10 protein-coding genes are annotated in these 13,573 nt (G+C 69.7%); 2 read left to right on the top strand and 8 right to left on the bottom strand.

Annotated elements, in window-relative coordinates; translation table 11 throughout:
• Positions 1–406 precede the first annotated feature (406 nt).
• Positions 407–1,594 carry an N-acetylglucosamine-6-phosphate deacetylase gene (gene nagA, locus DS843_RS19030; RefSeq protein WP_286192187.1) on the top strand — a complete coding sequence of 396 codons (1,188 nt, stop codon included), beginning with the start codon at positions 407–409 and terminating at the stop codon, positions 1,592–1,594.
• Positions 1,595–1,857: 263 nt separating this feature from the next.
• Here the strand turns inward: nagA and DS843_RS19025 are convergent, their stop codons facing one another.
• A complete protein-coding gene (locus tag DS843_RS19025; protein ID WP_149470419.1) occupies positions 1,858–2,187 on the bottom strand; it encodes a hypothetical protein in 330 nt (109 codons plus the stop codon).
• 72 nt (positions 2,188–2,259) lie between these two features.
• Positions 2,260–3,162 (bottom strand): ROK family protein, encoded by a 903-nt coding sequence (locus tag DS843_RS19020; protein ID WP_149470418.1) that lies wholly within the window; start codon positions 3,160–3,162, stop codon positions 2,260–2,262.
• Between the two features lie 191 nt (positions 3,163–3,353).
• Between DS843_RS19020 and DS843_RS19015 the strand changes: the two genes are divergently transcribed.
• Positions 3,354–5,876 (top strand): ankyrin repeat domain-containing protein, encoded by a 2,523-nt coding sequence (locus tag DS843_RS19015; RefSeq protein ID WP_149470417.1) that lies wholly within the window; start codon positions 3,354–3,356, stop codon positions 5,874–5,876.
• Positions 5,877–5,918: 42 nt separating this feature from the next.
• Here the strand turns inward: DS843_RS19015 and DS843_RS19010 are convergent, their stop codons facing one another.
• From DS843_RS19010 to urtA, 6 genes are all read right to left on the bottom strand, one after another.
• Positions 5,919–7,322 (bottom strand): dipeptidase, encoded by a 1,404-nt coding sequence (locus DS843_RS19010; RefSeq protein WP_149470416.1) that lies wholly within the window; start codon positions 7,320–7,322, stop codon positions 5,919–5,921.
• A 184-nt stretch (positions 7,323–7,506) separates the two neighbouring features.
• Entirely contained in the window at positions 7,507–8,202 is a 696-nt protein-coding gene (gene urtE, locus DS843_RS19005) for an urea ABC transporter ATP-binding subunit UrtE (RefSeq protein ID WP_149470415.1), read from the bottom strand.
• A 176-nt stretch (positions 8,203–8,378) separates the two neighbouring features.
• Entirely contained in the window at positions 8,379–9,125 is a 747-nt protein-coding gene (gene urtD, locus DS843_RS19000) for an urea ABC transporter ATP-binding protein UrtD (RefSeq protein WP_149470414.1), read from the bottom strand.
• Between the two features lie 4 nt (positions 9,126–9,129).
• Positions 9,130–10,269: an urea ABC transporter permease subunit UrtC gene (gene urtC, locus DS843_RS18995; protein ID WP_149470413.1), complete on the bottom strand. Its 1,140-nt coding sequence runs from the start codon at positions 10,267–10,269 to the stop codon at positions 9,130–9,132.
• 4 nt (positions 10,270–10,273) lie between these two features.
• A complete protein-coding gene (gene urtB / locus DS843_RS18990) occupies positions 10,274–11,878 on the bottom strand; it encodes an urea ABC transporter permease subunit UrtB (RefSeq protein WP_149470412.1) in 1,605 nt (534 codons plus the stop codon).
• 192 nt (positions 11,879–12,070) lie between these two features.
• Positions 12,071–13,390, bottom strand: a complete 1,320-nt coding sequence (urtA, locus tag DS843_RS18985; protein WP_149470411.1) for an urea ABC transporter substrate-binding protein — start codon at positions 13,388–13,390, stop codon at positions 12,071–12,073.
• Between the last annotated feature and the right edge of the window lie 183 nt (positions 13,391–13,573).

The raw sequence follows: 13,573 nt of genomic DNA, 5'->3' as shown, positions 1-13,573 counted from the left end.
GCGCGCCATTCGGGTCCGGATGCGTCGACCGGTAATGTTATCGCACCCGCCAATATTGTGCCTCTTGGGCCACAGCATCACCGGAAAAAGCAACGGCCCCGCATGGGGGCCGTGGCTTCGGGGTTTGCACCCGCCTGAGAACTTTGTTAATTTTGCAGTGCAGCAAGCGATTGCTGCTTCGCCCTTCTTGGGCGTTTCCTCCCTAAACTCAGGCCGCTGTTCACCAGCGGCCTTTTTTCTGCCAGAAACCTGTCCCGTCTGGCAATCCCTAACGAACATCATCCCCAACAAATCCTAAGGCATAATCCTTACTTTCCGAAGGGTTATGACCTGCCTGCCGCCTCTTGCGCCGCCGCTTCATCCGGGGTTTCCTGTCCGTCCGCGGCATATCATCGGGTGCAGATTCTTGAACACGGCACACAGGTCGACCGGAGCCAGCTCCCTGAAAGCGCTCGTCAACGCTACGCTCCACACCGGCGACTCGGTGCTGGAGGATGCGGCCCTGCTGATCGACGGCGCCGCCATCCTCGCGGTCACCGCCGCGGACGCGATTCCTCCCGGCGCCGAGGTGACCGATCTCGGCGGCGGCCTCCTCGCCCCCGGCTTCATCGACCTTCAGGTGAATGGCGGGGGCGGCGCGCTGTTCAACGATACGCCGGACGTGCCGACGCTGCGCCGCATCGCGCAGGCGCACCGCCGCTTCGGCACCACCGGGATGCTGCCCACCGTCATCACCGATTCGCCGGACACGCGCGCGTCCGCCGTGGCCGCGGTGCGCGCCGCCATGGCCGAGGGCGTGCCCGGCGTGCTGGGCATCCATCTGGAAGGCCCCCACATCGCGCCGGAGCGCCGTGGCGTCCATGACGCACGCTTCATCGCGGCTCCAGACGCCGACGACCTCGCCCTGCTCGGCGGCCTGTCCGGCCTGCCGGCGCTGGTCACGCTGGCCCCGGAGACGGTCCCGCCCGGGCAGATCCGCCGGCTGGCCGCCGCCGGCCTGCGGGTCGCCGCCGGACACAGCGCCGCCACATGGGCGCAGGCGAAGGCGGGCTTCGCCGCCGGCATCACCGGGGCTACCCATCTGTTCAACGCCATGAGCCCGCTCGGCTCCCGCGAACCCGGCATGGTGGGCGCCGCGCTGGAGGATGATTCGGTCTGGTGCGGGATCATCGTGGACGGGCATCACGTCCACGATGCCAGCGTCCGGCTGGCCTGGAAGGCGAAGGCGCCGGGGCGGCTGTTCCTGGTCACCGACGCCATGCCCCCGGTCGGCGTTTCGCAGGCCGGTTCGTCCGGCGGCTTCCGGCTCTACGGGCAGGACATCCGGGTTGAGGACGGGCGCTGCGTCACCACGGACGGCACGCTGGCGGGGTCCGCCCTGGACATGGCGTCGGCGGTGCGCAACGCCGTGGAGCGCGCCGGCATCCCGCTGGACGAGGCGCTGCGCATGGCCTCCGCCTACCCCGCCGACTTCATGGGCATGGCGGGACGGCGCGGGCGCATCCGCCCCGGCCTGGCCGCCGATCTCGTGCATCTGGACGAGCGGCTGACGGTGCGGGCGACCTGGATCGGCGGCAAAATGGCCATTTCGTGAATCACCCCCTGCACGCGCGCGCAAAACTGTCGTATAGAGGCCCCCGGATTTCTGGCCCGCACATGCAGCATCGAGGAGACTTAACCCATGGACATCGCCCTGATGGTTCTGGCCGTCGTGTTCTTCTTCTGGCAGACCGTTTCCGAGTAATCGGATTCCGGACAGCCGGACACGCAAAAGGGCGGCTCCCCGGCGGGGCCGCCCTTTTCGCTTTTGTGGATGGTCCGCGCGCCCTGGGAGGGCGGAACGGGAAGGTGGAACCGTCAGTCCGCCGAGGCTCCGTCCGGCAACGGCTCCCGTTCGAGACGCGCGTGGGCCGAGGCGACGAGCCTCAGCGTCTCCATGATCGCTCCGATCGCTTCGTTCAGATCGGCCCGCCCCGCCGGTGCAGCCATACCGGGCAGAGCGGATTCCAGGTCTTCCGCGGCGTCATGCAGCAGAACGCAGGCTTCCTCCAAGCGGCGTTTGGCCGCCAAGCCGTCCGCAGGATGCAATGATGCCGCATTCTGCATACTGTGATATGCATCTTGGTTTGCATTCTGCAGCGAAGCCCCGCCCCGCCCTTTAGGAAACCCCGATCTGATGCCGAACACGGGCTTTCTCCCTGCCATTGCAAAAGGCATAGAGCAAAAGCCGCGCCACACCGGACCGCCGCGCCGAAGGCATCAACTCAAAGGCCAGAGCCACGCCGCTCCGCGCATACCGCTTTCGGCGCCGTGACGCGCGCGGATGAGCCGGGTGCGCGGGGCCGGGCTCAGCGCCCAACGCCCCCACAGGGCCGGCACGGCGTCGTACAGGCCCGGCAGATCGGACAGCCCGCCGCCGACCACGATGGCATCGGGGTCCAGAAGGTTGATGACGGCGGCCAGCGCGCGGGCCAGCGTGTCGGCGTGGTGGCGCAGCGTCGCCACGGCTTGGGCCTCGCCCGACCGGGCGCGGGCGGCGATCTCCGGCGGGGCCAGCGCCTCCCCCGTCCGCCGCAGATGCAGGCGGGCCAGCCCGGTGCCGCACAGCAGCGTTTCGATGCAGCCCTCCCGCCCGCAGCCGCAGGGCACGGGCGGGCCGTCCTCCGCCGTCCGCCACGGCAGCGGGTTGTGCCCCCACTCCCCGGCCAGGGCGTTGGCGCCGGCCAGGATGCGCCGGTCCGCGACGATCCCGCCGCCGACCCCGGTGCCAAGGATGATCCCGAACACCAGCGGCACCCCGGCGGCGGCACCGTCCACCGCTTCCGACAGGACGAAGGCGTTGGCGTCGTTGGCGATCCGCACCGGACGGCCCAGCGCCTGCGAGAGATCGGCGGCGAAGGGCCGCCCGTCCAGCCAGGGCAGGTTGACCGCCCGCACCGTTCCCGCCGCCGCATCGACGATGCCGGGCAGGCACAGCCCGACGGTGGCGTCTCTCCGCACGCCCGCCTGCTCCTCCAGCGCCGCCACGGCAGCGGCCAGCGCCGCCAGCGTCTCCGCATAGCCGCGCGGCGTGTCGGCGCGGTGCCGTGCCCGTTCCGTCCCATCCGGGTCCAGAAGGACCGCGGCGATCTTCGTGCCGCCCAGATCGATGCCGATGCGCATGCCGGACTCCCTGGCCGCGGGGTGGAAATTCAGGCACCCCTATAGCGCAGCGCCCGGTCCGAATCAGCCGTCCCGACGCGCGCCTCCTCCATAAGAGGTGGCGGTCCCGTCCCTTTGCACCGTCGCAGGACGGCGGCGGGCCACTAGAGTCAGGAGTGTCACGACTCATCAATTGGATTGCGCGCGCCCCCATGGACCGTTCCGCTCCGAAAGCCACGCCATCCTCGAAACGCTCCCAGGCCAAGGCGAACCCCCAGCCTCAGGCCGCCGGCCTGCGCCCCGACCAGACGGAGGTCTATGACGGCCTTCTGCTGGCTCTGCTGGCGCGCAAGCGGCTGCTGGTTCTGGTGGGCGAAGCCGGGTCCGGACGGGCCGCGATCTTCCATCAGCTCGTCGAGCAGGTCGGCTCCGACGGCGCGCTGGTGCTTCCGGTCGCCGCCCGCGCCGGGGCGCAGGTGGAGGATCTGGTGTCCGCCGCCGGTGACGCCGCCCTGCCCTCCGACAGCGGCGACCGCGATTTCGATACGCTGATCGGGGAGTTGGAGGAGCGGCTCGACCTCGCCGGCACCGGCCTTCTGGCGGTGGAGAACGCGGGCGTCCTGGCCGCACCGACCCTGGCCGACCTGATCGACCTCAGCCGGTCCGAGACGCCCAGCGGGCGCTTCCTTCAGGTTCTCCTTTGCGGCACGCCGGAAATGGAGCGGACGCTGGCCCGTCCGGGCCTCGCGGAGGCGGTGCGCGAGCTTGGCGTGATCTACCGCATGACGCCCGGTGCCGGCCCGTCCGTGGCGCCCGCCGCAGCCACGCCCGCCGCCGTGCCGGGGCCAGCGCCCCCGCGCGCCGCGCCTCCGCCGCCGCGCAAGACGGCGGAGCGCGACGCGAACGACTGGCCCGCCAACGATTGGAACGCGCCGGACGGCTGGACGATCCCGGAGGCCGGCGCCCCCGTCGCCGACCTGCCGGTCCGGAAGCGGTCGCGCCGCCGCGCCGTGCTGGCCGGGGCGGCGATCACCACCCTGATCCTGCTGGGTGCGGCAGGAGCCGCCATGACTCTGCCAATCCCCGGCTTGGCGCTCTCCGGCGCCACGCCCGAGCGGGCGCTCGGCTACGCCCGGCAGGGGTGGGAGGACCTGCGCGCCTTCGTGGCGGAGCATGTGCACAACCCCTTCGCCGACGCTTCCGCCCCGGGCAGCCGCGGCCCCGACACGCTGGCCGTCGCCCCCCGGACGCAGAATCCCTACCTCGCCTCCCTTCCCGCCGAGGCGGGGGTGCCGGGCGCGATTCCGTCCCAGCCGAAGGCCGAGGCCCCGCCGCCCGCCGCACGGCAGATAACCGCCCCGCCGCCACAACCGCAGGCTCAGGCGCCGGCACCCGCCGTGTCCGTGGCGAAGCTCGATCCGGGACCGCTGCCGAAGCCGGAACAGCCGCCCGCCGCCCCGGTGGCCCAGATGCCGAAGCCGCCGGTGCCGGTGGCCGGTCCGATGATGGCCGGTCCGACGGCTGATCCGCTCTCCGCCGATCCGTTGGCCGCGCCACCGCCGCCCAAGCCGCGGGCCAACGAATACCGCACGGAGCAGAGCGAGGGCCCCACCGGCTCCGCCACCCTGCCGCCGCTGGTGGACGAGCCGGCGCCGCAAACCGCGCCACCGGCGACGGCCACGGCCACGGCCACGGCCATGACGGCAACCACGGCGGCGCCTCCGCCCGCCACCCCGTCCGCCCCCCTGTCGACGGACGACGCCGGGCTGAATCAGCGCGTGCGCACGCTGGTCGATCAGGCCCGCCGGCAGATCGCCGCCAAGCTCCTGACCACGCCACCGAACAACAACGCCTATGAGACGGTGTCCCGCCTGCGGGAGATCGCTCCCGCCACGCCGGAGATCCCCGAACTGCTGGCGACCATGGAGGAGACCTACCGCCGCTGGGCCTCCCTGGCGGAGCGCGACGGCAACTGGGACGAGGCGCGGCGCTTCTACGAGCGCGCCCTGATCGTGGCGCCCAACACCGGCGACCTGCGCGACCGCATCAAGGCTGCGGGCGAAGGGCGCGTGCTGCCCCCCACCACGATGGCCGCGGCCAACGTCACCGCAGCGCCCAACACCCCTCCCGCTTCGGCGGCTCCCGCGGCAGCGGAGGTCCGGCCCGGTCTGGACAGCCGCGACGGGGCCATCGCCCTGATGCGCCGCGCGGACGAGCTGAAGCGCGTGCTGGAAGGCGGCGCCGATCCCAACAAGCGGGTGGACAACGGCAAGACCCTGCTGATGCTGGCGTCCGAGCAGGGGCTGACGGACGCGGTGCGGCTGCTGATCGACCGCCGGGCCAAGACGGAGCTTCGCACCGCCGATGGCGCCACCGCGGTGATGTATGCCGCCTGGGGCGGGCACGAGGCGGTGATCCACGCGCTGGCCGCCGCGGGCGCAGAACTGGACGCCACCAACGACGATGGCAAGACCGCCCTGATGGCCGCGGCGGCCCGTGGTCACGAAGGGGTGGTGAAGATCCTGATCGACCGCGGCGTGTCGGTGGACCGGGTGGCCAGCCACGGCTGGTCGGCCCTGATGTACGCCGCCAACAACGGCCACGACCGCGTGGCGCGGATGCTGGTTGAGCGCGGCGCCAACCCCTTCCGCATGGACACCGCCGGCAACTCCGCCCTCACGCTGGGCGCGCTGCAAGGCCACATGCAGGTGGTCGAGGCGCTGAAGCCCCATTGAGGAGAACCCCCGCTCCGGTCGGGAGAGGGGGCTCCCGGTTCCTCACAGCCCCGCGAAGCGCGCCAGCATGGCGGCGTGGGAGCGGATGCCGTTGTGCAGGCACTTCACTTCGAACTTCTCGTTCGGCGAATGGATGCGGTCGTCCTCCAGCCCGAAGCCGACGAAGATCGAATCGAAGCCCAGCGCCTGCCGGATGTAGCCGCCCACGGGGATCGAGCCGCCGCTGCCGACCAGCGCCGGCCTGTTGGCGTAGACGTCGCCCAGCCCCGCCATGGCGGCGCGCAGGTAGGGACTGTCGGTCGGCACCTGGACGCCCGGCGACTGGCCGAACACCTTGAACTCCCAACGCCCGTCCGCCGGGGTGCGCTCCTCCAGGAAGCTCTTGATCCCGGCCAGGATTTTCTTCGGGTCCTGGGCCGGCACGAGGCGGCAGGACAGCTTGGCCGACGCCTTGGCGGCGATGACCGTCTTGGACCCCTCGCCGGTGTAGCCGCCCCAGATGCCGTTGATGTCGCAGGTCGGGCGCGACCACAGCCGCTCCAGCGCGCTGCGCCCGGCCTCGCCCACCGGGGTCTTCAGCCCGACGCCGGCCAGGAAGGCGCTCTCGTCGAAGCCGAGGTCCCGCCACATCGCCTTCTCCTCGTCCGTGGGCTCGGCCACGTCGTCGTAGAAGCCGGGGAAGCGGACGCGCCCGTCCTCGTCGTGGATCTGGCCGAGGATGCGGGTCAGCGCGTTGATCGGGTTCAGCACCGCGCCGCCGAACATGCCGGAATGCAGATCGTGGCTCGGCCCGTGCAGCGTCGCCTCGACGTAGAGCAGGCCGCGCAGCCGGGTGGTGATGGCCGGCGTGTCGATGTTCCAGGAGTTGGTGTCGGTGATGACGCAGACGTCGGCCTTCAACTCCTCCGCGTTGGCGTTCAGGAAGGGCAGCAGGTTCGGGCTGCCGGTCTCCTCCTCGCCCTCCAGCAGGACGGTCACGCGGATCGGCAGGGTGCCGTGCACGGCGTGCCAGGCGCGGAACGCCTCGATGAAGGTCATCACCTGGCCCTTGTCGTCCACGGCGCCGCGCGCGACGATGCGGCGGCCATGCTCCGCCTCGACGATGGCCGGCTCGAAGGGCGGGCTGTTCCACAACTCCAGCGGCTCCGCCGGCTGCACGTCGTAGTGGCCGTAATAGAGGATGTGCGGCACATCCGCGTCACCACCCGGACCCGGATGATGGGCGACGACCATGGGATGGCCCGGCGTCTCGCGCAGGGAGGCGTCGAAGCCCAGCCCGCTCAGCTCGCGCGCCAGCCACTCCGCGGTGCGGCGCACGTCGCCCTTGTAGGCCGGGTCGGTGCTGACGCTGGGAATGCGCAGCAGGCCGCACAGGCGGCCCAGGGACTCTTCGAAACCGCGGTCGACCTGCTGGAGAACGGGGTCGGCTGACAGGACGCTCGACATTCGGAACTGCCTTCGGTGTTGGAACAACGTCACCGATGGTAGCGCATCGCGGTCCGGAGCCAAGGTTATCAAATCGCAGGGGTGCCATCCTCGCGAAGACGGCGTTCCCGGTTCCCGCCATGGGAAGCACAGGATGGCGGGACCGCGGCTCCGCCTTCGCGAGGATACCCCGGACGGAGGCGCGTCAGACGGTCAGATACCGCCGGACCTCGCTCTCCTCCAGCCCGTCGCGGCTGCCCGCCAGCATGACCTCGCCGCGTTCCATGACCGCCCAGTCGTCGGCCAGATCGCGGGCGAACTCGAAATACTGCTCCACCAGCAGGATCGCCATGGTGCCCTTGTCGCGCAGGTAGGCGATGGCCCGCCCGATGTCCTTGATGATGGAGGGCTGGATGCCCTCCGTCGGCTCGTCCAGCACCAGCAGACGGGGCCGGGTCACCAGCGCCCGCCCGATGGCGAGCTGCTGCTGCTGCCCACCCGACAGGTCGCCGCCGCGCCGGTCCAGCATGGACTTCAGCACCGGGAACAGCTCGAACACCTCGTCGGGGATGGAGCGGTCGGCCCGCTTCAGCGGCGCGTAGCCGGCCAGCAGGTTCTCCCGCACCGTCAGCAGCGGGAAGATCTCCCGCCCCTGCGGGACGTAGGCGATGCCGCGCCGCGCCCGCTCCGACGGGGCGAGCTTGGTGATGTCGCCGCCGTCCCAGGCGATGGTGCCGCCGGTCACCGGCTTCAGCCCGACGATGGCGCGCAGCAGCGAGGACTTGCCGACGCCGTTGCGCCCCAGCAGGCAGGTGACCTTCCCCACCTCCGCCGTCAGCGACACGCCGCGCAACGCCTGCGCCGCGCCGTAATGGAGATCGACAGACCGTACGTCGAGCATGCAGCTTCCTCTGATCCAAAACCCCTCTCCCGCCCCGGGAGAGGGAGGGACCCATGCGCAGCATGGGAGGGTGAGGGTGCCGCCGGGAACCGTACGCTGATCCTCGGCTGTACCCTCACCCGCCCGCTGCGCGGGCACCCTCTCCCGGGACGGGAGAGGGGAAGTTCCTCAATCCGTCACCGCCCCAGATAGACGTCGATGACCTGCTTGTTGGCGCTCACCGAATCCAGCGAGCCTTCGGCCAGCACCGAGCCCTCGTGCAGCACCGTGACCTTCACGCCCAGTTCGCGGACGAAGACCATGTCGTGCTCCACGACGATCACCGAATGCTTGCCGGCGATGTCCTTCAGCAGATGGGCGGTCTGTTCCGTCTCCGCGTCGGTCATGCCGGCCACCGGTTCGTCCACCAGCAGCAGCTTCGGGTCCTGCGCCAGCAGCATCCCGATTTCGAGCCACTGCTTCTCGCCGTGGGACAGGCTGCCCGCCGGGCGGTCGCGCCGGGGCGACAGGCGGGTGATGTCGAGGATTTCCTCGATCCGCGCCCGGTCCTCCCGCGTCGCCGAGTAGGTCAGCGTCTTCAGCGGACGGCGCGGCGCCTTCAGCGACAGTTCCAGATTGTCCCAGACCGTGTGCATCTCGAACACGGTCGGGCGCTGGAACTTGCGCCCGATGCCCAGATTGGCGATGGCCGGCTCGCGCAGGCTGGTCAGGTCGGTCCGGCCCTCGAACAGGATGGTGCCGGTGTCGGGGCGGGTCTTGCCGGTGATGACGTCCATCATGGTCGTCTTGCCGGCGCCGTTCGGCCCGATGATCGCCCGCATCTCGCCCGGCTCGATGACCAGCGACAGGCTGTTCAGCGCCCGGAACCCGTCGAAGCTGACCGACACGCCGTCGAGATACAGCAGGGTGTCTTCCGCGCTCATGGTATCAGGCCCCCTTCTGGCCGGCGGGCGTTCCGGCGACGACACCCCGCGACGGCAGGCGTCGGCGCAGTTGCGCGGCGAGGCCCAGGATGCCCTTGGGCAGGAACAGCGTGACCAGCACGAACAGCCCGCCCAGGGCGAACAGCCACAACTCCGGCAGGGCCGCCGTGAAGTAGCTCTTGCCGAAATTCACCAGCACCGCGCCCAGCACCGGCCCGGCCAGCGTGCCGCGCCCGCCGACGGCGACCCAGATCACCGCCTCGATGCTGCTGGCGGGGGAGAATTCCGACGGGTTGATGATGCCCACCTGCGGCACGTAGAGCGCGCCAGCCACCCCGGCCATGCAGGCCGACAGCGTCCAGGCGAACAGCTTGTAGCGATCGGTCTCGTAGCCCAGGAAGCGCACCCGGCTCTCGGCGTCGCGCACGGCGATCAGCACCTTGCCCAGCTTGGACGCCACCACGGCCGACGCCAGGATGTAGCCGGCCGCCAGCGCCACCACCGTCGCCACGAACAACCCGACGCGGGTCGAGGCGGCCTGGATGTCGAAGCCCAGGATCTCCTTGAAATCGGTCAGGCCGTTGTTGCCGCCCAGCCCCATGTCGTTGCGGAAGAAGGCCAGCATCAGCGCGAAGGTCAGCGCCTGCGTGATGATCGACAGATAGACGCCGGTGACGCGCGAGCGGAAGGCGAACCAGCCGAAGGCGAAGGCCAGCAGGCCCGGCACCAGCATCACCATGACCGCGGCGAACCAGAACTGGTCGAAGCCTTGCCAGTACCAGGGAAGCTCCGTCCAGTTCAGGAAGACCATGAAGTCCGGCAGGTCCGGGTTGCCGTAGACCCCGCGGGAGCCGATCTGCCGCATCAGATACATGCCCATCGCGTAGCCGCCCAGCGTGAAGAAGGCGGCGTGCCCCAGCGACAGGATGCCGACGAACCCCCAGACGAGGTCGAGCGACAGGGCCAACAGCGCGAAGCACAGATACTTGCCGAGCAAGGCCACCGTGTGTGTGGACAGGTGCCAGGGCGAGTCCGGGGCCGTGCCCAGCGCCATGAACGGCACCGCCACGGCCAGCACCGCCAGGACGGTCAGCAGAACGCCGGCCTTCTTGTCCAGGCCCATCAGGAAGAATCGGGTCAGCATCGGATCAGGCCTCCACCGCCCGGCCCTTCAGCGCGAACAGGCCGCGCGGACGCCGTTGGATGAACAGGATGATGAAGATCAGCACCAGGATCTTGCCCAGCACCGCGCCCGCGTAGGGCTCCAGGAACTTGTTGACGCCGCCGAGCGCCAGCGCGCCGACCAGCGTGCCCCACAGGTTGCCCACGCCGCCGAACACCACGACCATGAAGCTGTCGATGATGTATCCCTGGCCCAGGTTGGGGCTGACGTTGTCGATCTGGCTCAGCGCCACCCCGGCCAGCCCGGCGATGCCGGACCCCAGCCCGAAGGTCAGCGCGTCAACCCGCGCCGTGCGGATGCCCATGGCGTTCGCCATGCTGCGGTTCTGGGTGACGGCGCGGATGCTCAGCCCGAACCACGTCTTGCGCAGCGCCACCAGAAGGGCCGCGAAGACCAGGAAGGCGAAGACGACGATCCACAGCCGCCCGTAGGTGATGGTCAGCCCGCCCAGCTCGAAGGCGCCGGACATCCAGGACGGTGCGCCGACCTCGCGGTTCGTCGGCCCGAAGATGGAGCGCACCGCCTGCTGGAGCGCCAGCGACAGGCCCCAGGTTGCCAGCAGCGTTTCCAGCGGGCGCCCGTAGAGCCAGCGGATCACGCTGCGCTCGATGGCGACGCCGACCGCGCCGGAAACCAGGAAGGCGACGGGAAGCGCCACCAGGATGGAGAGGTCGAACAGGCCGGGCGCATAGGCGCGGAAGGCCTCCTGCACCAGGAAGGTGGCGTAGGCGCCGATCATAACCATCTCGCCATGCGCCATGTTGATGACGCCCATGACGCCGAAGGTGACGGCCAGCCCGATCGCCGCCAGCAGCAGCACCGAGCCGAGCGAGAGGCCATACCACAAATTCTGCGCCGCACCCCACAGGGCGAGCCGGTGCTCCACCGACGCGATGGCCTTCTTCGCGGTGTCCTTGACCGCGTCGCTGCTGCTGTTGGCAGCACCGTTCAGCAGGGCCAGCGCGTCCTGATCGCCGCGCTCCTTCAGCACCTCGACGGCGGCGATCTTGTCGGCGTCGGGCGCGTCCCCGGCCAGCAGGACGGCGGCCCGCGCCTGGGTCATCGCGCGGCGCACGCGCTCGTCGGATTCCTTGGCCAGCGCCGTGTTGAGCGCGTCCAGCGCGTTGGCGTCGCGGCTCTTGAACACCGCCTCGGCGGCCTGCCGGCGCGTGTTGGCGTCGGGGCTCATCAGGGTGAGCGCGCCGAGCGTCGCGCTGATCGTGCGGCGCAGGGCGTTGTTGATCTTGATCTTCTCGACCGCGTTGCGGTCCGCCTCGCCGATGACGGCGCCCGTCAGCGGGTCGGTCAGGGCGAAGCCGTTCCCGGCGCGCTTTGCCACGACCACGGCGCCGTCCGCCTTGCGGACGTGCAGGTCGCCGGCCTGAAGGGCCTCGATCACCGGCACGGCGGCGGGATCGCCCGTCTCGGCCAGCTTGGCGAGGGCCTTTTCGGTGTCGGCGTAGCTGCCCGCACCCAGACCGCGGACCAGCGGGGCCAGATCGGCGGCGAAAGCGGACGGTGCGGCCAGCGCCAGAAACGCGGCCAGCAGCCAGCAGAGTGCGCGGTGCATCGCGGTTCCCGTGATGTGTCGGAAGTCGTTTTTCTAGAAGAGGGCGTTGCCCCCACCCTTCCCGCTTCGCGGGCCCCTTCCCTCCCCCGCCTTCGGCAAGGGAGGGAACAATCCCCTCCCCTGCGTTAGCGGGGGAGGGTTAGGGAGGGGGCATCACGCAGTCAGAACCACCAGGAGACGTTCAAACGATCCTCACGACCCCTTGCCGCCGCACTTGCCGGTCTTCACGTTGAAGTTGCCGCAGGACATCGGTGCGCGCCAATCGGAGATCAGGTCCTTGCTGTCCGGCAGGAAGTCCGACCACTCGTCGCCGACCACGAGGCCCGGCGTCTTGGAGACGGTCTCGAACTGGCCGTTCTCCTGCACTTCGCCGATCAGGACCGGCTTGGTGATGTGGTGGTTCGGCAGCATGGCCGAATAGCCGCCGGTCAGGTTCGGCACGGCGACGCCGACGAGGCTGTCGATCACGGCGTTGCTGTCGATGGTGCCGGCCTTCTCGACCGCCTTCACCCACATGTTGAAGCCGATGTAGTGGGCTTCCATCGGATCGTTGGTGACGCGCTTGTCGTTCTTGGTGAAGGCCTGCCACTTCTTGATGAAGTCGCCGTTCTCCGGCGTGTCCACCGACATGAAGTAGTTCCAGGCGGCCAGATGCCCGACCAGCGGCTTCGTGTCGATGCCGGCCAGTTCCTCCTCACCCACGGAGAAGGCGACGACAGGGATGTCCTGCGCCTTAATGCCCTGGTTGCCCAGCTCCTTGTAGAAGGGAACGTTGGCGTCGCCGTTGATGGTGGAGACGACGGCGGTCTTCTTGCCGGCGGAGCCGAACTTCTTGATGTCGGCGACGATGTTCTGCCAGTCCGAATGGCCGAACGGGGTGTAGTTGATCATGATGTCCTCGGACTTCACGCCCTTGGACTTCAGGTAGGTTTCCAGAATCTTGTTGGTCGTGCGCGGGTAGACGTAGTCGGTGCCGGCCAGCACCCAGCGCTTCACGCCTTCCTTTTCCGCCAGATAGTCGACGGCGGGAATCGCCTGCTGGTTCGGAGCGGCGCCGGTGTAGAAGACGTTGCGCGAGGACTCCTCGCCCTCATACTGCACCGGGTAGAACAGGATGCTGTTCAGCTCCTCGAACACCGGCAGGACCGACTTGCGGCTGACCGAGGTCCAGCAGCCGAACACCGCGGCCACCTTGTCCTTGGTGATCAGCTCGCGCGCCTTCTCGGCGAACAGGGGCCAGTTGGAGGCGGGATCGACGACGACCGGTTCCAGCTTCTTGCCGAGAACGCCACCCTTCTTGTTCTGCTCTTCGATCAGCATCAGCATGACGTCCTTCAGCGTGGTCTCGCTGATCGCCATGGTGCCGGACAGGGAATGGAGGATGCCGACCTTGATGGTGTCCTGGGCCGCCGCGGGGGCTGCGAAGCCCGCGGTGAACGTGACGGCAAGGCCGGCGGCCGCCGCAAGGGTGCGACCGGTCTTGAAGCCCGACTTGAACCCCGACTTGAACATTGTGAATACCCCCCGTTCTTTGGTCTGACGCCCGCCTCAGGCGCCACGGGGGACTGCTTCGCAAATGTGATGCCACGAGGCGCCGGGCGGTCGCCGGCCCAGGGAATCCGCGTGGGGCCGCGGCCCGGTATACGCTTACGAATTATGCACGCCGCGGCTTGATGCCCAGATTTCGCGCATTTC

This window comes from Roseomonas genomospecies 6 (assembly GCF_008365375.1).
In the GTDB taxonomy this organism is placed as follows: Bacteria; Pseudomonadota; Alphaproteobacteria; order Azospirillales; family Azospirillaceae; genus Azospirillum.
Note: the sequence above shows the minus strand (reverse complement) of the source record. Positions and strands in the feature narration are given on the sequence as shown.